Consider the following 20661-nt stretch of genomic DNA (forward strand, 5'->3'; position numbering starts at 1 on the left):
GGCCAACCTTTCATGCCGGCAGCCAACCCCACCGTTCCACACACTCTCCACCATGCCTTGCCTTCGCTGGATCATCTGGTGGAAGAGGTGGCGGTATCCATCAATATCAATGGTATCAACCATGCGGTGATGATGGCGACACCGGACGATCTCGACGATTTTGCCATAGGATTTCTGTTCTGCGAGTCGATCATCCGGCACAACCACGATGTGCACGATATCCGGGTATCCCCCGCTGAACATGGCTTTGTGCTGGATGTTACCATCGCCAATCGTTGTCTGGCGCAGCTACAGCAGCGTCGGCGCAGGCTGACCGGCGCCACCGGCTGCGGCATCTGCGGGGTGGAGGCGGTCGAGCAGGCGTATCCCCCCTTGCCAGCTCTGCCGCTCACCCCACCCCTTGATGTCGCGCTGTTGGCTGAACTGCGCCCACAGATTGCGCAGTGGCAGCTCAAAGGGCAGCACTCTGGCGCCCTCCATGCGGCGCTGGCGCTGGATGAGCATGGGCGGATCCTCCACTGCCGCGAAGATATAGGGCGCCACAATGCCCTCGACAAGCTGATCGGTCTCCTGTTGCGCCAACCACAGGCCTGCGACACCCTGGTGGTGACCAGTCGCTGCGGCAGCGAGCTGGTGCAAAAGGCGGCGCTGTTCGGCGCTCGACACCTTGTCTGTCTGGCTTCGCCCAGCCAGCTGGCGGTCAGGCTGGCCCTCAAATACAACCTCAATGTCGTCCATATTCCCAAGTTTGATGCCCCGGTCAGCTACTCCAGCTATCGCCCGGCGGATCCCATCGGAGAGTGCCATGAGTCATATTGAAAAGCCCGCCAAAGCAGGCGGTTTTTCGTCCCTGCAATCCACCATGAAACAGGTGCTGCGCAGCCAGAAGACCCGCCAGAACATCAAGAATCTGCTGCGGGTCAACCAGACCGATGGCTTCGACTGTCCGGGCTGCGCCTGGGGCGACAACGATCATGGCGCCTTCCAGTTTTGCGAAAACGGCGCCAAGGCTGTGGCCTGGGAATCCACCGGCAAGACGGTGGGGGCCGCATTTTTTGCTGCCCACTCGGTGCGCCAGCTGGCCACCCAGAGCGACTACTGGCTGGAGTATCAGGGGCGGCTGACCGAGCCCCTGCGCTACAACCCGGCGACCGATCACTATGAACCGATAAGCTGGGATGAGGCCTTTTCGCTGATGGCCGATACCCTCAAGGGGCTCGACAGCCCGGATGAGGTGGAGTTCTACACTTCGGGGCGCGCCAGTAACGAGGCTTCCTACCTCTATCAGCTGTTTGGCCGCCTGTTTGGCACCAACAACTTCCCCGACTGCTCCAACATGTGCCACGAGGCGAGCGGGGTGGCGCTGACTCAGTCGGTCGGCATCGGTAAGGGCACTGTGGTGCTGGATGATTTTGACCGTGCCGAGGCGGTGTTCGTCTATGGCCAGAATCCGGGCACCAACCATCCGCGCATGATGAATGCCCTGCGCAAGGCGGCGCGAAATGGCTGCAAGATTGTCAGCTTCAATAACCTCAAAGAGGTGGCCCTCGAGCGCTTTGCCAGTCCGCAGAGCCCTCTTGAGCTGCTGACCCCGGCGGCCACCACCATCAGCCATCAATACCTGACGCCCAAACTGGGCGGCGACATGGCCGCCATCCGCGGCATGGCCAAATACATGCTGGAAGAGGCGCCCGAGGTGGTGGATCGCGACTTTATCGCCCGCAATACCCGCCATTTTGACGAGTTCGAGGCGCAGGTGCGCGCCACAGGCTGGGTCGAGATCGAGCAGCAATCTGGCCTTTCCCGCGCCGATATCGTGCAGGCGGCCCGCGTGTTTGCCGCCAGCCGCAGCGTCATCAGCTGCTGGGCCATGGGGCTGACCCAGCATCTGCACTCGGTCGACACCATCCGCGAGATAGTCAACCTGCACCTGATGCGCGGCCAGATGGGCAAGCCGGGGGCGGGACTCTGTCCGGTACGGGGCCACAGCAACGTACAGGGCAACCGCACCATGGGGATCAACGAGAAGCCGACCGCGGCCTTTATCGACCGCCTAGAGCATCACCTGCAGGTGAGTCTGCCCAGGGCGCGTGGTCACAACGTCTATGAGGCGCTCAAGGCATTGCACGAGGGCAAGAGCAAGGTGCTTATCTGCCTGGGCGGCAACCTGGCCGCCGCCGCACCCGACACAGACTTCACCTACGGGGCCATGAAGAGGGCCGCGCTCAATGTACAGATCAGCACCAAGCTCAACCGCAGCCACCTGCAGGTGGGCAAGGCGGCGCTGATCCTGCCCTGCCTCGGCCGCACCGAGCTCGATATCCAGCGCACCGGCAACCAGAAGATCACGGTGGAGGACACCTTCAGCATGGTGCACGCTTCGACCGGTACGGCCGAGCCTGTGTCGCCACTCTGCTTGTCAGAGACCGACATAGTGGCGCGCATGGCTCACGCCACTCTTGGCTGCGAGCGAGTCGATTGGCTGGGCCTGCGCGATGACTATGGCCGCATCCGCGATCTCATCGAGCAGACCATCGCCAGTTTCACCGATTTCAATACCCGCATCCAGCAGCCGTGTGGCTTTCATCTGGACAACGCCGCGGCGCTACTGAGGTGGAATACCGCCAGCGGCAGCGCCGAGTTTCGCGCCAGCACCCTGCCGCGCTCTGTGTTGCCGGAGTGTACCCGCCATGCCGAACAGATGAGCGATCAGCCGGTATTGCTGCTGCAAAGCCTGCGATCCCATGATCAGTACAACACCACCATCTACGGCATGGACGATCGCTATCGCGGCATCAAGGGCCAGCGCAATGTGGTGTTCATGAACGGGGCGGATGCCCGCCGTCTGGGCTTTGCCGAAGGGGATCGGATCGATATGGCGGCCATCTGCAACGATGGGCGCGAGCGGATTGTGACCGGATTCAACGTGGTGATCTATGAGATCCCGCAGGGCAATATCGCGGCCTACTATCCCGAAACCAACCCGCTGGTGCCCATCGACAGTATCGGGGAGGGCTCGTTTACCCCCACCTCCAAGTCGATACCCGTGCTGGTGAGCGCCTCTCGTCAGCAGGAAAATCTGCTGCTGAGCAAATGAGATAGCACTGCCGTGCCGGTTGCTGAGTGATCTTCAAGCAAAGAAAAAGCCCGTCATCGTGATGACGGGCTTTTTGCTGTTGGTACCCCGGAGATGCCGTTGCCGGTTTGGGCCCTTGAACCGTAGGTTCAAGGCGGGAATCGAATCTGACCGCAGGCTTCTCGGTCGTGCCGAGCATGCACAATAGCCAGAAGGCCGATCCCCTGTTGGGTATGATTATCGGCTCGGGGACTTGAACCGGCTGACGCACATCCCAGGGAATTTTAAAACGTTACACGATTAGGGCTGCTGGCCCTGTTCGCTGGATTCGCCATACTGTCCGTGTTCGATCAGCGCCGCTTCTATGGTGCGTTGCAGCATCTTGATCCGCTTGTCCATGGTCTCAGAGTATTGGTGATTCTTCTCTTTTTCAAGGCAGAGCTCATGGCAAAAATTGAGTGCTGCCATCACCGCCAGCTGTTCGTTGCTGGAGACCTTGGAGCGCTGACGCAGCTCTATGAGTTTGTCAGTCAGCTGGTCGGCGGCCTGGCGCAGGGCGTCCTGCTGTCCCAAGGGACAGGATACCTTGTAGGGACGTCCCAAAATGACGATTTCTACGGCCTCTGTGCTCATGCCTTCCTCAATACGGCGGTGCTGATTTCCGCCTTTATCCACGTGGACAACTGGGCGGGACTATATAGCGCAGATGCAGAAGTTTCAAGGCCTTGCTGGCTCTGGAAGGGGGAGAATGCTAGGATCCTGACCATTAATTCTGCATATTTGCCTGAACTTTGAGCGGATCTTCGATGAGCAAAACGAACCCCCTGAAATACACGGCCGTGGCCGACCTGATGGAACAGCATGAGCTGATGGCAACGGCGGTGGAGGCCCATGGCGTGATCTGCGGTCTCGTCTGCGGTGGCGTGGCACTGGATGACAAGAGCTGGTTGCCGCCTTTCAACGATCTGGTCAACGACGGTTTCGGCCTGCCGGCCCCGGTGCGCCAGGTGATGACAGATCTCTATCACGAGATAGTCGAGAGCCTGATGGCCCAGAAGGGTGTCGAGCTGCTGCTGCCAAGCGACGAGGCGCCGCTCGACGAGCGCATCGATTCGCTGGTGGACTGGTCCCAGGCATTCCTGGCCGGTTTTGGCGTGGCGCAGCAGGAGCTGTCCAAAGCGTCTGAAGAATTGCAGGAGATGATCCAGGATATCGCCAGCATCACCCAGGTTTCTGCCGAGTTCGATCAGGAGGATGACGAGAACGAAGCCTCCTTCCTGGTGCTCTACGAGCATGTGCGCCTGGGGGTCATGATGACCTTCGAAGAGTTTGGCAAACGCCCGGATACCCCGATCGCACCACCGACCCTGCATTGATTGGCCCTTGCGATCGTCACTGCGACAGAAACAGCATAAAACAACGCAGAGCGCCCAGGTGGCGCTCTGCTTTTATCCGGCCGGGTTGCAGGTGTCGGTTTGCCGACATAGTCCGGCAGGTTTTCGATTGCGTCATGGCCGCCCCCCGATTTTTGCCCGTGGCTTCGCATCCTGGCCCACTGCTTTGTGATAGCATGAGGCCACGTTTTAGCTTCTCCCTCTCATCTCATGTCTCAATCTGATCTGGTTCACGTCGATGTGGCTATCGTCGGCGGTGGAATGAGTGGCGCCGTGCTGGCGCTCTCCCTCGCAGCGCTACGAGGTGCTGACGGCAAACCCCTGCAGATCCTGCTGCTGGAGGCGAGCGCCCCCGAGCTCACGCTTCACCCTGGTTTCGATGCCCGAGCCATAGCGCTCTCTGCAGGCACCTGCGAGGCGCTTGCCCGCCACGGACTCTGGCCTCGCTTTGCCCCTCACTGCTCCCCCATCACCCAGGTCCATGTCTCGGATCGGGGCCATGGCGGTCAGGCCAGGCTGTCGGCGACGGAATATGGTTTGCCCGCGCTCGGTCAGGTGATCGAGCTGTCGGCGGCAGGGCTTGAGCTGCAACAGGCGATCGCGGCCTGCCCGCAGATCCGGATGTTGTGCCCGGCCATGCTGGCCAGGGTCGAGCCGCGGGAAGAGGGGGTGGATTTACTGCTGGCCAGCGGTGAGCGTTACCAGACCCGACTGCTGGTGGCGGCCGATGGTGGCAACTCCTTCGTGCGCCAGCACTTCAAGATGGCGGTGACCCGCCATGACTTTGAGCAGAGCGCCATCATAGCTACCGTCAAGACGGCGCAGGATCCTGCCGGTCGGGCGTTCGAGCGCTTCACCGAGGGGGGCCCGCTGGCCTTGTTGCCGATGCAGGAGGGGCTCTCCTCTCTGGTGTGGAGCGTCGGGCGGGATCAGGTGGATGAACTGATGGCGCTCGATGAAGCTGCGTTTCTCGCCCGGCTGCAGCAGGCGTTTGGCTGGCGGCTGGGGCGCTTCGAGCGGGCCGGTCAGCGCCACGTTTATCCGCTGGTGCTGACGGCGGCTGACTATCCACTGGCCCAGCGCACAGTGCTGGTGGGCAATGCCGCTCACCTGCTGCACCCTATCGCAGGGCAGGGCTTCAACCTCGGCATGCGCGACCTTGACCTGCTCACCCAGGCGGTTGCTCGTGCGCTTGCAGTGGGGGAGGACATCGGCAGTTTCGGCGTGCTGAGCGGCTACTGGCAGCAACGCAAGGAGGATCAGGCCAAGACCATCTGGCTCACCTCCTCCCTGGCCCAGCTCTTCTCCAATGGTCATGAGCCCCTGGTGGCGGGCCGCAACCTCTTGCTCTCCCTGATGGGGCGGCTGACTTGTCTCAAGGCGCCGCTGGCCTCCCGCACCCTGGGGTTTGTGGCCGATCTGTGCCGTAAATAAGGTGTGCCGCCCATAGGCGGCAGCAAACCGCGTATTGAACGGGGTCGATGCCAATGGGCGTCCCCTGCTGACCCTGTCGGTCAGCCACGAAAGGAACAGATGATGCAGATGCAAAACGTGGATGTGGTGATTGTGGGAGGTGGCATGGTGGGCCTGGGGCTCGCCGCCGCACTCAAGGAGAGCGGCCTCAAGATTGCCATCGTGGAGGGGCAGTTGCCCGAACCCCAGCTCGGCGAGGCACCGGACAACCGGGTCAGTGCCCTGAGTCTGGCCAGCCAGCGCATCTTGCAGCAGGTTGGCGCCTGGACCGGTATCGAGGCGCGCCGCCTGCAGCCCTACGAGAAGATGCAGGTGTGGGAGCAAGACAGCTTCGGCCAGATTGGTTTTGATGCCGCCAGCCTGCGCCAGGCGGCGCTCGGCCACATAGTCGAGAATCGGGTCATCCAGTTGGCGCTGCTGGAGGCGATCCTCGATGACATAAACGGGGAGGCGAGCAACATCAGCCTGCTGAGCCCCGCCCGGGCAGCCAGCCTGCAAAGTGGCGAGGCGGGGTCACTCCTGCTGCTGGATGATGGTCGTGCCCTGTCGGCCAAGCTGGTGGTGGCCGCCGATGGCGCCCACTCCTGGGTGCGCCGCCAGGCCGATATTCCGCTCACCAGCTGGGATTACGGCCACCATGCCCTGGTGGCGACGGTGCGCTGTGCCGAGCCCCATGAGGCGGTGGCCCGCCAGATCTTCACCCCGGATGGCCCGCTCGCCTTCCTGCCCCTGTGGCAACCCAACCTCTGCTCCATCGTCTGGTCCGTGCCCGCCACCCGGGCCGAAGCGCTGTGCGCCTGCGATGATGAACAGTTCAACCGCCAACTCACCACCGCCTTCGATGGCCGGCTGGGATTGTGCAAGGTGGAAGGGGCGCGCAGCGCCATCCCGCTCACCGCCCGCTATGCCCGTGATTTCGCTCGCGAGCGACTGGTGCTGGTGGGGGATGCGGCCCACACCATACATCCGCTGGCGGGGCAGGGGGTCAACCTCGGCCTGCTGGATGCCGCCGCGCTGGCCGAGCAGATAGTGCAGAGCCAGCGCGCTGGCATTGATATCGGTCTGCTGGCCAACCTGCGCGGCTACGAGCGTTGGCGCAAGAGCGAGGCGGCCCGCATGCTGGCGGCGATGGAAGGGCTCAAGCGACTGTTCAGCGGGGCCAACCCCCTCAAGAAGCTGGTACGCGGGGTGGGATTGTGCGCCTTCGATGCGCTGGCACCACTCAAGCAGGGGGTGATCCGGGCCGCCATGGGGCTCGATGGCGAACTGCCTGTGCTGGCCAAGGGTGAAAAAATCTAATACTACTCAGGTTTTTTTACAACAAAACTAATGTGATGAGGCTGATGACCCATTTTGGGCATCAGCCTTTAATCTGGGTGGTAGGCGAAACGTTTTTCTTCAAATTGTGACGAAACGGTAAAAATCAAAATTTAATCTCGTGTGAGTCGCTTTTTGACTGTTTTTATCACTGTTTTTACCTTAGTGTCTGGGGTCTGTTTACTGACGGTGGATTAGTTTTTTTTGAGCGGCGCGCTCGCCCTCTTGTCATATAATCCGCTGCGTTCAAGGAATCACTCTTGCCCCGCGGGGCTGGAACGAGCACAGACTCCGACTGTCTCTTCTCTTTCTGTTGCACAGGCGATTGACCGTACTGTTGGCTGTCAGAGGAAGGCGGATTGCGAGTGTTGTCGCGAACGCTTAAGGAAACACAGCGATGATCCAGACTACAGTACTGCATCCCAAGCACCTGGAAGCCGGCGCCAAAATGGTGGACTTCCACGGTTGGGAAATGCCCATCAACTACGGCTCCCAGCTGGAAGAGCACCACGCGGTGCGCACCGATGCCGGCATGTTCGACGTCTCCCACATGACCATAGTCGACTTGACCGGCGAGCGGGTCAAAGCCTTCCTGCAACACCTGCTGGCCAACGACGTGGCCAAACTCACAGTCCCGGGCAAGGCCCTCTACAGCGGCATGCTCAACCCCGATGGCGGCGTCATCGATGACCTCATTACCTATTATCTGACCGATACCTTCTACCGTCTGGTGGTGAACTCCGCCACTCGCGAGAAGGATCTGGCCTGGATCCGCCACCACGCCATCGATTTTGCCGTGAGCGTGACCGAACGCCCCGAACTCGCCATGATCGCGGTACAGGGCCCCAACGCCAAGGCCAAGGCGGCCAAGGTGTTCACCCCTGAGCAGAACGCTGCAGTAGAAGGCATGAAGCCCTTCTTCGGCGTGCAGGCAGGGGATCTCTTTATCGCCACCACCGGTTACACAGGTGAAGACGGTTATGAAATCGTGGTGCCGCAAGAGAAGGCGTGCGACCTGTGGCAGGCGCTGCTGGATAACGGCGTGGCCCCGTGCGGACTGGGTGCCCGCGATACCCTGCGTCTCGAAGCCGGCATGAACCTCTACAGCCAGGATATGGACGAAAGCATCAGCCCGCTCGCCGCCAACATGGCCTGGACCCTGGCCTTCGAACCGGCCTCCCGCCAGTTTATCGGTCGCGCCGCGCTGGAAGCACAAAAAGCGGCGGGTACCCAGCCCAAGCAGGTCGGTCTGGTGATGGAAGAGAAGGGCGTACTGCGTGCCGGCATGCTGGTCACCTTCACCACCGCCAGCGGTGAAAAACGGGAAGGTGTGATCACCTCCGGCTCTTTCTCGCCGACCCTGGGCTACAGTATTGCCCTGGCGCGGGTGCCCCGCGATATCGGCGAGCAGGCCGAGGTGGAGATCCGCAAGAAGCTGGTCACCGTCAAGGTCACCAAGCCCGCTTTCGTGCGCAACGGCCAGAAACTGGTGTAACAACCCCATTGCGGCGAAGGGGATCACCTTCGCCAGTACCCCTTGTACCCCCCTCCAGGTACAAGTGATCCAAGTGAATAAGGAAGCACAAATGAGCCATATCCCGAGCGAACTGAAATATGCCACCTCCCACGAGTGGATCCGTGTTGAAGCCAACGGCGAGGCCGTGGTCGGTATCACAGAGCACGCCCAGGATCTGCTGGGAGACATGGTATTTGTCGACCTGCCGGAAGTGGGCAAGCAAATTGGTGCCGGTGATGACTGCGCCGTGGCCGAGTCGGTCAAGGCCGCCTCTGACATCTACAGCCCGGTGAGTGGCGAGATTGTTGCCATCAACGAAGAGCTGGAAGGCAGCCCCGAGCTGGTCAACTCAGATCCCTACGGCACTGGCTGGCTGTTCCGCATCAAGCTGGACGATGCGGGTGAGCTCGCCAACCTGCTGGATGCCGAAGGCTACCAGAACCTGGTGGACGAAGAGTAATGCCCCCGGGCCCTGCCAACACGGCAGGGCCCGTTTGTATGTCTGCCAGCCGGACCCGTTCCGGCCGGCATCAGGGTGAAGTCGCGCCCGCCGCTTGCAGGCATGGCCTGCCATCGGGCCACTCTGTTTGTGCGCCAGGTTATGCGTAACAAGGTGACCCCCTGTCGATGCTGTCGCAGCATCCGGTACCGCACTGTGCACACTGCCTGCGGTATTCAGAACATGAGTGGAGTCGGTATCAGCCGGCTATCAGGAACATCAGGTCTTGGTTACCAGGACTTATTACCAGGAATAGGGAAATGACCCAGTCACTGTTTGAACTCGAACAAAAAACCGATTTCATCCGCCGCCACATAGGCCCGGGTGAGGAAGAGCTGCGTGTGCTGCTGGCCGAGGTGGGCGCCGAGAGTCTGGACGATCTGATTGCCCAGACCGTGCCCGCCGCCATTCGCCTGCCGGGCCCGCTCGGCATCGGTGCGGGCATGACCGAAGTGGAGGCGCTGGCCAAGCTCAGGGGCTATGCCGCCCAGAACAAGATTGCCAAGAGCTATATCGGCATGGGCTACCACGATACCCATGTGCCCCACGTCATTTTGCGCAACGTGCTGGAAAACCCGGGCTGGTATACCGCCTATACCCCCTACCAGCCCGAGCTGGCGCAGGGCCGTCTTGAAGCCCTGCTCAACTTCCAGCAGCTGACGCTGGATCTCACCGGCATGGATCTGGCGAGCGCCTCCCTGCTGGATGAGGCGACCGCCGCCGCTGAGGCGATGGCGTTGGCCAAGCGGATGGCCAAGTCCAAATCCAACCTCTTTTTCGTGGCCGATGATGTTCACCCGCAGGTGATCGACGTGGTCAAGGAGCGCGCGGTTCACTTCGGTTTTGATGTGGCTGTCGGTGCCGCGAGCGACGCGGTGAGTGAAGAGGTGTTTGGTGCTCTGTTCCAGTACCCCACCACCACAGGTGAGGTGAAAGATCTGCGCGCCCTGATTGCCGCGGTACAGGCCCAGAAAGGGCTGGCCTGCGTCAGCGCCGACTTGCTCTCCCTGCTGCTGCTCAAATCCCCGGGCGAGCTGGGCGCCGACGTGGTGTTCGGCTCCGCCCAGCGCTTCGGCGTGCCCATGGGGTACGGTGGCCCCCACGCCGCCTTCTTCGCCACCCGCGACGCCTACAAGCGCTCCATGCCGGGTCGCATCATAGGCGTTTCCAAGGACGCCCGCGGCAAGAGTGCCCTGCGCATGGCGATGCAGACCCGCGAGCAGCATATCCGCCGCGAGAAGGCCAACTCCAACATCTGTACCGCCCAGGTGCTGCTGGCCAACATGGCGAGCTTCTACGCCGTCTACCACGGCCCCGTGGGGTTGAAAACCATCGCCTCCCGCGTGCACCGTCTCACCAGCATCCTGGCGCTGGGGCTTAAAACCAAGGGCGTGGCCCTCAAACACGCCAGCTGGTTCGATACGCTTACCGTACTGACGGGCGACAAGGCGGCACTGATCGCCAAGGCCGAAGGGCTGGGCATCAACCTGCGCGCCGATCTGGATGGTGCCGTGGGTGTGTCGCTCTCTGAGACCACCACCCGCGCCGATGTGGCCGAACTGTTCGATCTCTTCCTCGGCAAGGGCCATGGCCTGGACGTGGAGGCGCTCGACAAGGCGGCCCAGACCCATCAGGGCATCCCGCAGGATCTGCTGCGCACCGACGCTGTGCTGACCCACGAGGTGTTCAACAAGTACCACTCCGAGACCGAGATGCTGCGTTACATCCACCGTCTCGAAGCCAAGGATCTGGCGCTTAACTACGCCATGATTTCCCTGGGTTCTTGCACCATGAAGCTCAACGCCACCGCTGAGATGATCCCGGTGACCTGGCCCGAGTTCGGCAAGCTGCACCCGTTCGCCCCGCTGGCCCAGGCCAAGGGCTACCAGCTGCTGCTGGCCGACCTCGAAGACTGGCTGGTGAAGGTAACCGGTTACGATGCGGTTTGCATGCAGCCCAACTCCGGCGCCCAGGGCGAGTACGCAGGCTTGCTCGCCATCAAGAAGTACCACGAGTCCCGTGGCGACGGCCATCGCGACATCTGCCTGATCCCTGCCTCTGCCCACGGTACCAACCCGGCCTCTGCCCAGATGGCGGGTCTGCGGGTCATAGTCACCGCCTGTGACAAGTCCGGCAACGTGGATCTCGACGACCTGCGCGCCAAGGCGGCCGAGGCGGGGGAGAAGCTTAGCTGCCTGATGGTGACTTATCCCTCCACCCACGGGGTGTACGAGGAGACCATCAAGGAGGTGTGCGACATCGTTCACCAGCACGGTGGTCAGGTCTACCTCGACGGTGCCAACATGAACGCCCAGGTGGGCCTCACTGCCCCGGGCTTTATCGGCGCGGACGTCTCCCACCTCAACCTGCACAAGACCTTCGCCATCCCTCACGGCGGTGGCGGTCCGGGCATGGGCCCCATCGGCGTGAAGAAACACCTGGCACCCTTCGTGGCCGGTCACGCTGTGGTCAAGACCGACAAGGAGAGCCGCAACAACGGCGCCGTGTCGGCGGCACCGTTCGGTTCGGCCAGCATCCTGCCCATCAGCTGGATGTATATCGCCATGCTGGGTGATGAGGGGCTGAAGAAATCCACCCAGGTGGCCATCCTCAACGCCAACTATCTGGCCAAGAAGCTGGGTGAATCCTTCCCCGTGCTCTATTCCGGTCGCAATGGTCGGGTGGCTCACGAGTGCATCCTGGATATCCGCCCGCTGAAAGAGGCGTCCGGTATCAGCGAGATGGACGTGGCTAAACGGTTGATGGACTACGGCTTCCACGCGCCGACCATGAGCTTCCCGGTGGCGGGTACCCTGATGGTCGAGCCGACCGAATCCGAATCCAAGCGCGAGCTGGATCGCTTCGTCGAGGCGATGACCGCCATCCGTGCCGAGATTGCCAAGGTGCAGGACGGTCACTGGAGCCTGACCGACAACCCGCTGGTCAACGCACCCCACACCCAGGATGACGTGATGGACGAGCAGTGGGCTCGTGGCTACAGCCGCGCAGAGGCGGTCTTCCCGTCCGACGCCGTGCGCGCCGCCAAGTTGTGGCCGTCGGTCAACCGCATCGACGATGTCTACGGCGATCGCAACCTGTTCTGCGCCTGCATCCCCACCGAGGATTACGCCAAGTAATAACGGTGTTGATCACGACCATTTAAGTTGGATACCGTGACATTGAAGTTGGAAACCGACCATTTAAGTTGGAAACTAAAAGGCCCTGCAATAGCAGGGCCTTTTTTATGCTTGGTTTGATAAAACGTAATTAAATTACAAATTAAGAATTTATTAGACCGTCGTTAGTAGATCAGTAGCATTCATATATCAAGGGCGCGGTATACTTTATACAAAAGTTTGCGTTATTACTCAAATTTCCCTATCGGGCTAAGCACCGGCATGGTGCCAAAGGATAATCTGGGTACCGAAGGAGGGCCAACGATAGGCACATGAAGGGGTAAAGCAACTCACCAACACATAATGGTAACAACATCAGCCATTCACAACACTAAGTATGCGATGTTCCGTCGTGGGCATTGCACCTAAACATTGAGCTAACGCAAGCATAGCTTAGATAATCTAAAAAATCCTAACTTGAAAATTCACTTCGATACCTCATTTTTGGTATAGTTGAAGAGTTCTTTGTTTTCCTCATATGTATTTCCTGAGTGTAATCATGATCGTAATTATCGACCCTTTTTTCAGTAAAGATGCCATATTGCGAACTTGTTACGGGTTTGCAGGTAATTTTAATTTCGAAATTCAAATGAAAAGTGGAATGTATTTCATTACTGTTGCGGCATTGGATACCACTCCGATAGCCAGCGACTTTGAGGCTGAATTTAAAAATGCGCTGATTGACCACGAGTTGCGGGTAGTGATTGAGGAAAAAACGAAGGTAGTGAAAGAGGCGTTGGTGTGTGCTGCGCTGCGTGAAGCATGGAGCGAACCGGTTGATGCGAAATAAATTTAAGAATAAAGCCTATTTTGCTGACAAAGATAAAGACTATACACTGTTTCCTTTTAACTTTGAACGCTTGAGTCAAGATGAAGTACTCATCGTCAATGCAGTTGGTGAATTTTCATTTATTCAGGATCGAGAATTGCAAGAATTGGTGGCTGGCGAACTGCCAACTGACACTGAGTTATATCAAGAGTTAAAACGAAAGAGTTTCTTGGCAGGTTCTGAGGATTCGTATGCACTGCGCTGTTTATCAGCCAAATACAGGCAGCGCAAATCTTTCCTCAGTGGCGGGCCGGGACTGCATATCTTTGTGATCACATTGCGTTGTGGAAATTCTTGCGAGTATTGTCAGGCGAGCCGCAAATCAGTGACATCGTCACAGCACGACATGTCACAAGAGACGGCCAGAAATGCGGTAGATCGGGTGTTCGAATCACCCAACCAGCGCATCACCATTGAGTTTCAGGGAGGTGAGCCTTTGCTCGCCTTCGATTTAATTAAATTTATCGTGGACTACGCTCACGAAAAAAACAGTGTGCATGGCAAGAGCCTCGTGTTTGTCATTGCCACTAGCCTGCAATACATTACCGATGAGATGCTGGATTTTATCAAGCTCCACAGTATTCAGATCTCAACGTCGCTGGATGGCCCAGAAGCGCTACACAACAAAAATCGGCCATCCTCATGTGGTAATAGCTATCAAAGTACCCTTGCGGGTATTCGAAAGGTGAGAGAGGCCATTGGCGATGAGGCCATCGCCGCCATGACCACCATCACCAAAGACAGTCTACCTTTTCACCAGGAGATCGTAGATGAGTATGTGAAGCATGGCTTCCATTCGATATTCTTGCGGCCGCTCAACATGTATGGCTTTGCCGTCAAAAGGGAAAGCAAGGTCAGCTATACCTCTGCCGAGTATTTCGCGTTTTATCAAAAGAGCCTGCAATACATCATCGATATCAATAAAGCAGGCTACTACCTAGATGAAGTCACGGCGTCCTTGGCACTGAACAACATGCTGACCGGACGTGCGGTGGGCTATGTGGATCTGCGCTCGCCCTGTGGCGATGGCACCGGGGTGCTGGTCTATCACTACAACAGCTATGTATACCCGTCCGATGAAGCCCGAATGCTCTATGACATGGGCGATAACAAATTCTGTTTGGGCTCAGTAGAGGCGCCCTATGTGGAGCTGATTTCGTCGGATGTGATGGGTGAGATATTGATGAGCGGGGTGGCCGAATCCCTTCCGGCTTGCGCCTATTGCGCCTATTTACCCTACTGTGGTGCCAACCCCATCCAGAACTATTCCCGTACTGGCGACTTGGGTGGACACAGGGCTAAGAATGACTTCTGCAATAAGCAGAAACCGTTGTATCGCCACTTGTTCAGCCTCCTTGAAGAGAACAAGGATGTATTCACTTCATGGGTCACAAGGGGTAAGTGAGCGATGAGCTTCAAACTGAAATTAAGAGCGGTCATTCATTATCCCTCTACAACTCGCCGCCCGTTGCGGGTAACGACAGTTGATAGCTACATCGCCACAGGAAGATCACCGGACGAGTTATGCCTGATCTACCCCGACGGGCAATATAGAGGCGAAGCCCTGCTTTCCATCAAGTGGGGGGCTATTGTCATTTATGACCATGCAACCCCGCTTTTTGACGGTCAAATCATTCACGTCACCGAGGAAGGTGAGCGCCTTGACGATGGCGACATCATTGTGACGTTAACGGATGCCGTGTATATCGCCTACAAGCAGCGCAGTGACTCCAACTCACTGTTCTTGACAGAGCGGTGCGATAACTTCTGCATCATGTGCTCGCAGCCGCCGAAAAATGTGGATGACGCGTGGCGGGTGAATGATGCACTGGACATCATTGATTTGTTGGACGATGAGCCGCGCACTTTGGGGATCAGCGGCGGTGAACCGACGACGTTAGGGGCGGATTTTTTGAAAATTCTGACCCATTGCCACCAGAAATTGCCGCAAACCCAGCTTCATATTTTGACCAATGGAAAAAACCTGAGTAATAGGGAGCTGATCGATGAGATTCAGCAGATTGGGCATGAGCGGGTGCTATGGGGTGTCCCATTGTATGGGGCAATGGCCCGCGATCACGATTACCATGTGCAGTCTCGCGGGGCATTCAATCAGACCATCAACGGCCTCTATCACCTAAAAACGATTGAACAGTCCATCGAACTGCGGATCGTCTTGACGAAAGATGTACTCAGAAATATCGAAGCGCTGTGTGAGTTTATTGTCAGAAATTTATCGTTTGTCTCTTTTGTTGCCCTTATGGGGATCGAATTTACGGGCTTTGCCAAGCAAAATTACGCTACGGTGTACTCTCCCATTGCTGAGCATTTGCCCGCGTTAAGCTCTGCCATGAATACCCTGAAAATGAATAATGTGCAGTACTGCCTTTACAATATTCCGCATTGTCACTTGCCGCTGAGTTTGCGCGATTTTGCCGCGCAAAGTATTTCCGACTGGAAAAATGGATTCCCGCAAGGTTGTGACGATTGTGCTTCGAAGGCAGTCTGCTGTGGCTTCTTTGCGTCGAACCTTGATCACAAGTCGGGTGTTTTAACTAAATCATTATGTAGTGTTGATGATGACTCTTATATTGGAGTAATAAATTTGTTATGAAAAAACTAATGTCCACGTTGCAGCGTTGGGGTGTACTGGGTCTGGGTGTGCTAAGTGGGCATGGGGTCACGGCTAGCGAAGCGCATCTCTCCGATGACGCCTTCAATCAGTTGAACTTAGACAACTTGCCCAACATGGAAGCCTCGTTGAACATGGATGTGAACAACCTCTATGCAGGCCACCGTTCACATCGCTCGCACAGTTCACATCGCTCGCACTCCAGTCATCGTTCTCACTACTCAGGCTACGGCACCTCGACCTATTCGGCCCCTGTCGCTGTGCCTTCGCGAGCATATGGCAGCAGTGTAAACAGCCTTAACCAAAGCTTGCAGGCCCCTCTCGAAGTCACTTCACCAGCCAGACGGCTGACAGCCAATGATAGCGCCATGATGGATCTGGTCATGCGGGTGCAATTAGCACTGTTCACCAAAGGCTATGATGTAGGTATTATCGATGGCAAGATTGGCCCGAAAACCCGCGCCCAGATAAAACGCTATCAGAGTGATAACAGGTTAAGTAGTACGGGAACACTGACGACCTCCTTACTCACAAGTTTGGGTATTCAAATTCAGTGAGTCATCCGGGCATTCTTAACTTAATTTAAAAAGGATTACAGATGAAAAAAATAACAATCACTCTAGCTTTCTTTGCTGCAATAATGTCTTCTAATATTTATGCATGGGAAGGTGTTGACAATGATTCTGGGAGTGACATTGAGATTGAAAGCGGTAATTTAGTAAGAGCTGGGGAGGAAATTGAATATTATGACCATGATTATGGAGAGTATCGTTCAGCGGATGTTGAGAGCGTAGAGTCTAGTGGTAGTGGTGCAGAGGTAGAAGTATATGATCATGAATCAGGTGAATATCGGACATTTGAAATGGAATGACTTCGCAGTTTCACTTGGGTAATACCTCTAATCGGTTGAGCACCGTGCCCTGACCAGCTAAGGAGGGTGCGAATAAGTGTCCTCTACAATAAAATTGAAATTTTTAGTCCTTAAAATTCAACTTGTTATAAAGGCATGGCATTGTGTTTGGTGGCTTATTCGCATCATCCCCCTGTGGGGGCGCTGTTCCCCCCATGGCCGGATCACGCTTAACCCACACCTCGTCAAAGCGTCTCGCGAGTGTATCGATTACGTCATCCTGCACGAGCTCTGCTACATTGCCGAGCACAACCACAGCGAGTCGTTTCGGCTGATGAGCCAAGTGATGCCAGGCTGGGAAAAGACAAAAGAGCGATTGGATGGGATGGCGGCTCGATTGTTGGCGTGAGTTATCTGATCGTCAGTCACTCCCACAGCCCGGCAGGTTACCCTTGCCGGGCTGTTTCTTTGGTACTGATGCCTTCTACTGATCCTCAAAGGATCCCTCTCATGGCCGAAAAGGCCATTTTTTCTGTGCAGAACAATCGATAGCCTCAGAATCATGCTCTATATCAGTTGTCCTCTTATATCTAAATTGGAATAAAAAACTTGTACTTATTATTTATAAAAATAAATATGCACTGTTGTGTGTATTTATGCGCATATAGGTAAGTTTTTGTTTTTAAAGGGGAAATATAAAAATTCAATACGTGTGGAGTTTTCACCACAGCAGCATCATCAGTTAATATTTATAAAAATAAATAAGATAAAACAACATCTTACGTTCATTCTTGTTGTTGACGATCCCCTGCCTGCTGACTAGGTTGTATGCAAGTCAGATAGGAGCGGTCATGAAACAAAAGATGGTTAAGCAGCCAATTATCACAGATGCGGAAATCGCCAAAACGGAGCGATACAACCGAGACATCCAGGCTTGGGGGTATCGGCCCTGGGTCACAGTGCGACAGTCCCATACCCATGGGCAGGGTCAGATTGTGTATAGTCACAAGACCAAACGTGAGCATCATCTGCTCAGCCGTGGTGAGCGACGCCCATTTTTTTACTTCGAACATGACCCAACGGTTATCGATATTCTGGAGCAGTACCCGCTGCCCCTGCATAAAACTCTAGAAATTGCTGCCTCTCTGAACATTGTCCATCCAGGTAATTACAAAGAGAGGGGCAATCATGGTGGTCGTATTCCAGCCAAAACCATGACTCAGGATTTTTTAGTGTTGAGGCAATCCGATAGTGGCAACGCGCGATTGACAGCGTACAGCTATAAATATTCCGATGCTCTGGATCCTGCCATCACCAATCCTCGAGTCGTTAATCGAACACGAGCAAAAGAGAAAATTGCCCTTGAATATTGGCGTGCTGAAAATATCGATTTTGTGATGGTAACTGAGAAAGATTTTGATGCTACATTTATCTACAATGTAGAGTTCTTGCGGGAGTGTTTTGATTCAAAAAATCTTCTCCAAGTTTCAGCAGATCTTTATGATCATGTAGTTTTAAAATTTAAAAATCACATGATTATGGCACCCTTATCCACACTTAGGATGTTAGCCTTGCTGGTCGCTCAAGAGATGAACATTGATGAGAGGCATGCTGTTTGCTTATTCCAACATGCAGTATATACCGGTCGTATTGATATGGATTTGACACAGCGTATTGAGTTATACCACCCTCTTCCCGCATTGCGAGGGTCTCATGAGAATTAACCAAAAAATTGTATCTAACACAAAAAATAAATCCGAGTTGCTTATTGTTGATATCTGTCTGGATAACAGGTTAATAGCTGTATCAGATTTGTTGACTGACTCACCTAAGCGCCCATTTTTTATTTCTTTGGAACATGTCGAGTCTGATATAAATTCTGCTAGGGTTTCTATTGCAGATCATGATTTTCCAGAGATATTCTATCAACCAGATTCAGCTTTTGATCCTAGATGGATTGATAAAAGAGATCAATGTCTTGCTACTATCAAACCACTGATAGTAGATCCAGATCTTAAACATCGTTATCTATATGGTGAATCAAACGGCATATTGAAACAACTCATAATTCAGTCAGGTCGTAGTAAAAAATATGTAAGCAGTTGTTTGAATCGCTATTTCAAATGTGGAGGGATGAAAAATTCACTATTGCCACGATATTACGAGTGTGGTTTGAATCATCAACTACCAACTAAAACTATTAAGTTGGACGATGGGAAAATCTGTCTGGCCTCAAAAAGAGGACGTGAAACTAATTACGGCAATCCTTATCGAGGTATTACCCAGCAGGACATTAAAAACATTGATTTATTCTCAAAGTCGATTCGCTCTGGAGAGGAAGTCGTTCTCTCTAAATTATATTTAGACTATTGTATGACCTATGCATCTGTCGAATTGAGTCCAAAAAGTGTTGGAGATGGTGAAGTATCAGAATCAGTGAAAGTATTACTTCCAAAAGATCACTTGATTTCTCCCCGTTCATTCAAACGACAATTAATGAAATGTATCGATAAACTAACATTTATCAAAAAGCGAGTTGGTAGCATTAATTATGCGCGAGATCATGCGGCTAAACCTGGTGTGGCTAAAAAAGGGCTGCGCGGACCAACTTATCGGTATGAAATAGATAGTACCATTGCCGACATTTATATTCGTGATGAATATTCACAAGATGAATTAGTGAGTATTGGACGACCTACAATATATTTGGTTGTTGATACGTATAGTACCATGATTGTTGGAATTCATGTGGGATTTGGCAATCCCTGCTGGCATGGTGCCAGTCAGGCTCTTTTTAATGCCATGAGTAATAAAATTGATTTCTGTCGGGAGTATGGCGTTGATATAAAGGAGTCTGAATGGCCCTGCCAAGAAGTATGTCGTGAGTTAACGATGGATCGGGGATCTGAAAATTCGGATAACAATATTACTGCAATATTGCAAGGCCAAATCGGCATCAAGGCCGCAAATTTAAATGCACTCCACCGTGGCGATATGAAAGGCACGGTCGAAAAAAGCTTCCATTTACTGCAAGAAATGGCAATACCACCTCATGCAGGAAAAGTGATGAAAGTGCCGAAAAAAGAGGACCAACATCCGTCTCGTAAACCATTGTATAGTTACAGCGACTTTATGAACCGCTTGATAAATACTATTCTCTTTTTGAATAATAATCGCGCTAGTATTAATTCTCAAAACTTTGAAATGTCACGAGATGGTGTTGGTTTTACTCCTCGTGATGTCTGGAATTGGGGGCTAAAGCAAGCTGTCATAGGTTCCAGAGTGTCCGCAGATAAGCTGCGTTTTGCATTATTGCCCGAGGCTGAGGCAACGGTTATGTCACAGGGCATTTATTTTAGAGGCTTGTACTATAGTTGCAATGAAATTGTTCGTAGGAACTATCTGGATAAAGCCAGGAATCTTGGTAGGTTTAAGATTAAAATTCGCTACTCAGATGTCACCACCAATTATATATGGCTTAAAGATGCGGTATTGGGCGATGTTATCCAGTTGGATATTAATGACCGGAGTGAGGCCTATAAAAATCATAATTGGGAGAATGTCATGCGACAGCAGGAAATCACTAAGGAACGTCTCGCAAATATGAAGGAGCGCGAGTTCAGTGAGCGAGTCGCACTTGTACAAAAGTTCGATAAACAGGATAAACAAATACAGGCCAGTATCAGGCGGCATATAAAAAGCAATGCCAAAAGCATTCAAGGCGGCATGAAAGATCGCAAAATGATAGATGCTGCCATGCAACGACATCGGGAGGGGCAGTCCATTGTTGCCGAATTGGTTCCTGTCGCTCAGCTAGATACAAATCCTCGACCATTATCGGCGATAGGCCAGCAAGATCTCACTGATCCAACAATATTCACAGTTCAGGAAAAGTAACC

17 protein-coding genes and 1 other RNA gene are annotated in these 20661 nt (G+C 54.8%); 16 read left to right on the forward strand and 2 right to left on the reverse strand.

Features of this window, described 5'->3' with window-relative positions; all coding sequences use genetic code 11:
• Positions 1 to 12: 12 nt before the first annotated feature.
• Positions 13 to 819 carry a formate dehydrogenase accessory sulfurtransferase FdhD gene (fdhD, locus tag OKC28_RS02545; RefSeq protein WP_256688136.1) on the forward strand — a complete coding sequence of 269 codons (807 nt, stop codon included), beginning with the start codon at positions 13 to 15 and terminating at the stop codon, positions 817 to 819.
• A complete protein-coding gene (locus OKC28_RS02550; protein ID WP_256688137.1) occupies positions 806 to 3097 on the forward strand; it encodes an FdhF/YdeP family oxidoreductase in 2292 nt (763 codons plus the stop codon). Before fdhD ends, OKC28_RS02550 begins: the two co-directional genes overlap by 14 nt.
• Before the next feature lie 80 nt (positions 3098 to 3177).
• Here the strand turns inward: OKC28_RS02550 and ssrS are convergent.
• Both ssrS and zapA read right to left on the reverse strand, forming a co-directional pair.
• A non-coding RNA gene (gene ssrS, locus OKC28_RS02555) (6S RNA) lies at positions 3178 to 3360 on the reverse strand.
• 16 nt (positions 3361 to 3376) lie between these two features.
• Positions 3377 to 3709 (reverse strand): cell division protein ZapA, encoded by a 333-nt coding sequence (gene zapA / locus OKC28_RS02560; RefSeq protein ID WP_005310350.1) that lies wholly within the window; start codon positions 3707 to 3709, stop codon positions 3377 to 3379.
• A gap of 173 nt (positions 3710 to 3882) precedes the next feature.
• On the opposite strand from zapA, the gene OKC28_RS02565 reads away from it, so the two are divergent.
• From OKC28_RS02565 to OKC28_RS02630, 14 genes are all read left to right on the forward strand, one after another.
• A complete protein-coding gene (locus OKC28_RS02565; RefSeq protein ID WP_017411397.1) occupies positions 3883 to 4452 on the forward strand; it encodes a UPF0149 family protein in 570 nt (189 codons plus the stop codon).
• A gap of 228 nt (positions 4453 to 4680) precedes the next feature.
• Entirely contained in the window at positions 4681 to 5904 is a 1224-nt protein-coding gene (gene ubiH / locus OKC28_RS02570) for a 2-octaprenyl-6-methoxyphenyl hydroxylase (RefSeq protein WP_256688138.1), read from the forward strand.
• Between the two features lie 102 nt (positions 5905 to 6006).
• Positions 6007 to 7242 (forward strand): FAD-dependent 2-octaprenylphenol hydroxylase, encoded by a 1236-nt coding sequence (locus OKC28_RS02575; RefSeq protein ID WP_256688390.1) that lies wholly within the window; start codon positions 6007 to 6009, stop codon positions 7240 to 7242.
• A 415-nt stretch (positions 7243 to 7657) separates the two neighbouring features.
• Positions 7658 to 8755 (forward strand): glycine cleavage system aminomethyltransferase GcvT, encoded by a 1098-nt coding sequence (gcvT, locus tag OKC28_RS02580; RefSeq protein WP_219615489.1) that lies wholly within the window; start codon positions 7658 to 7660, stop codon positions 8753 to 8755.
• A 91-nt stretch (positions 8756 to 8846) separates the two neighbouring features.
• On the forward strand, positions 8847 to 9236 hold the full coding sequence (gcvH, locus tag OKC28_RS02585) for a glycine cleavage system protein GcvH (RefSeq protein ID WP_219615490.1): 390 nt from the start codon (positions 8847 to 8849) through the stop codon (positions 9234 to 9236).
• Between the two features lie 299 nt (positions 9237 to 9535).
• On the forward strand, positions 9536 to 12412 hold the full coding sequence (gene gcvP, locus OKC28_RS02590; protein ID WP_256688139.1) for an aminomethyl-transferring glycine dehydrogenase: 2877 nt from the start codon (positions 9536 to 9538) through the stop codon (positions 12410 to 12412).
• A 538-nt stretch (positions 12413 to 12950) separates the two neighbouring features.
• Positions 12951 to 13241, forward strand: a complete 291-nt coding sequence (gene hxsD / locus OKC28_RS02595) for a His-Xaa-Ser system protein HxsD (RefSeq protein WP_157868080.1) — start codon at positions 12951 to 12953, stop codon at positions 13239 to 13241.
• Positions 13231 to 14685: a His-Xaa-Ser system radical SAM maturase HxsB gene (gene hxsB, locus OKC28_RS02600; protein ID WP_011899284.1), complete on the forward strand. Its 1455-nt coding sequence runs from the start codon at positions 13231 to 13233 to the stop codon at positions 14683 to 14685. Before hxsD ends, hxsB begins: the two co-directional genes overlap by 11 nt.
• A gap of 3 nt (positions 14686 to 14688) precedes the next feature.
• Positions 14689 to 15894, forward strand: a complete 1206-nt coding sequence (hxsC, locus tag OKC28_RS02605) for a His-Xaa-Ser system radical SAM maturase HxsC (RefSeq protein WP_011899283.1) — start codon at positions 14689 to 14691, stop codon at positions 15892 to 15894.
• Positions 15891 to 16469 (forward strand): His-Xaa-Ser repeat protein HxsA, encoded by a 579-nt coding sequence (hxsA, locus tag OKC28_RS02610; RefSeq protein ID WP_011899282.1) that lies wholly within the window; start codon positions 15891 to 15893, stop codon positions 16467 to 16469. Before hxsC ends, hxsA begins: the two co-directional genes overlap by 4 nt.
• A 41-nt stretch (positions 16470 to 16510) precedes the next feature.
• A complete protein-coding gene (locus OKC28_RS02615; protein WP_042657574.1) occupies positions 16511 to 16783 on the forward strand; it encodes a DUF5334 family protein in 273 nt (90 codons plus the stop codon).
• Positions 16784 to 16859: 76 nt separating this feature from the next.
• Complete coding sequence (locus OKC28_RS02620; protein ID WP_011899280.1) at positions 16860 to 17171, forward strand: M48 metallopeptidase family protein; 312 nt, start codon at positions 16860 to 16862, stop codon at positions 17169 to 17171.
• A gap of 442 nt (positions 17172 to 17613) precedes the next feature.
• Positions 17614 to 18486 carry a TnsA endonuclease N-terminal domain-containing protein gene (locus tag OKC28_RS02625; protein ID WP_011899279.1) on the forward strand — a complete coding sequence of 291 codons (873 nt, stop codon included), beginning with the start codon at positions 17614 to 17616 and terminating at the stop codon, positions 18484 to 18486.
• On the forward strand, positions 18476 to 20659 hold the full coding sequence (locus OKC28_RS02630) for a hypothetical protein (protein WP_011899278.1): 2184 nt from the start codon (positions 18476 to 18478) through the stop codon (positions 20657 to 20659). Before OKC28_RS02625 ends, OKC28_RS02630 begins: the two co-directional genes overlap by 11 nt.
• Positions 20660 to 20661: the final 2 nt, after the last annotated feature.

Origin of the sequence: Aeromonas sp. D3 (assembly GCF_027705025.1) — a bacterium.
GTDB lineage: Bacteria > Pseudomonadota > Gammaproteobacteria > Enterobacterales > Aeromonadaceae > Aeromonas > Aeromonas salmonicida.

Excerpts from the sequence above, each read along its gene's own strand:
- fdhD (WP_256688136.1), top strand. The coding sequence starts at position 13 with ATGCCGGCAGCCAACCCCACCGTTCCACACACTCTCCACCATGCCTTG.
- OKC28_RS02550 (WP_256688137.1), top strand. The coding sequence starts at position 806 with ATGAGTCATATTGAAAAGCCCGCCAAAGCAGGCGGTTTTTCGTCCCTG.
- zapA (WP_005310350.1), bottom strand. The coding sequence starts at position 3,709 with ATGAGCACAGAGGCCGTAGAAATCGTCATTTTGGGACGTCCCTACAAG.
- OKC28_RS02565 (WP_017411397.1), top strand. The coding sequence starts at position 3,883 with ATGAGCAAAACGAACCCCCTGAAATACACGGCCGTGGCCGACCTGATG.
- ubiH (WP_256688138.1), top strand. The coding sequence starts at position 4,681 with ATGTCTCAATCTGATCTGGTTCACGTCGATGTGGCTATCGTCGGCGGT.
- OKC28_RS02575 (WP_256688390.1), top strand. The coding sequence starts at position 6,007 with ATGCAGATGCAAAACGTGGATGTGGTGATTGTGGGAGGTGGCATGGTG.
- gcvT (WP_219615489.1), top strand. The coding sequence starts at position 7,658 with ATGATCCAGACTACAGTACTGCATCCCAAGCACCTGGAAGCCGGCGCC.
- gcvH (WP_219615490.1), top strand. The coding sequence starts at position 8,847 with ATGAGCCATATCCCGAGCGAACTGAAATATGCCACCTCCCACGAGTGG.
- gcvP (WP_256688139.1), top strand. The coding sequence starts at position 9,536 with ATGACCCAGTCACTGTTTGAACTCGAACAAAAAACCGATTTCATCCGC.
- hxsD (WP_157868080.1), top strand. The coding sequence starts at position 12,951 with ATGATCGTAATTATCGACCCTTTTTTCAGTAAAGATGCCATATTGCGA.
- hxsB (WP_011899284.1), top strand. The coding sequence starts at position 13,231 with ATGCGAAATAAATTTAAGAATAAAGCCTATTTTGCTGACAAAGATAAA.
- hxsC (WP_011899283.1), top strand. The coding sequence starts at position 14,689 with ATGAGCTTCAAACTGAAATTAAGAGCGGTCATTCATTATCCCTCTACA.
- hxsA (WP_011899282.1), top strand. The coding sequence starts at position 15,891 with ATGAAAAAACTAATGTCCACGTTGCAGCGTTGGGGTGTACTGGGTCTG.
- OKC28_RS02615 (WP_042657574.1), top strand. The coding sequence starts at position 16,511 with ATGAAAAAAATAACAATCACTCTAGCTTTCTTTGCTGCAATAATGTCT.
- OKC28_RS02625 (WP_011899279.1), top strand. The coding sequence starts at position 17,614 with ATGAAACAAAAGATGGTTAAGCAGCCAATTATCACAGATGCGGAAATC.
- OKC28_RS02630 (WP_011899278.1), top strand. The coding sequence starts at position 18,476 with ATGAGAATTAACCAAAAAATTGTATCTAACACAAAAAATAAATCCGAG.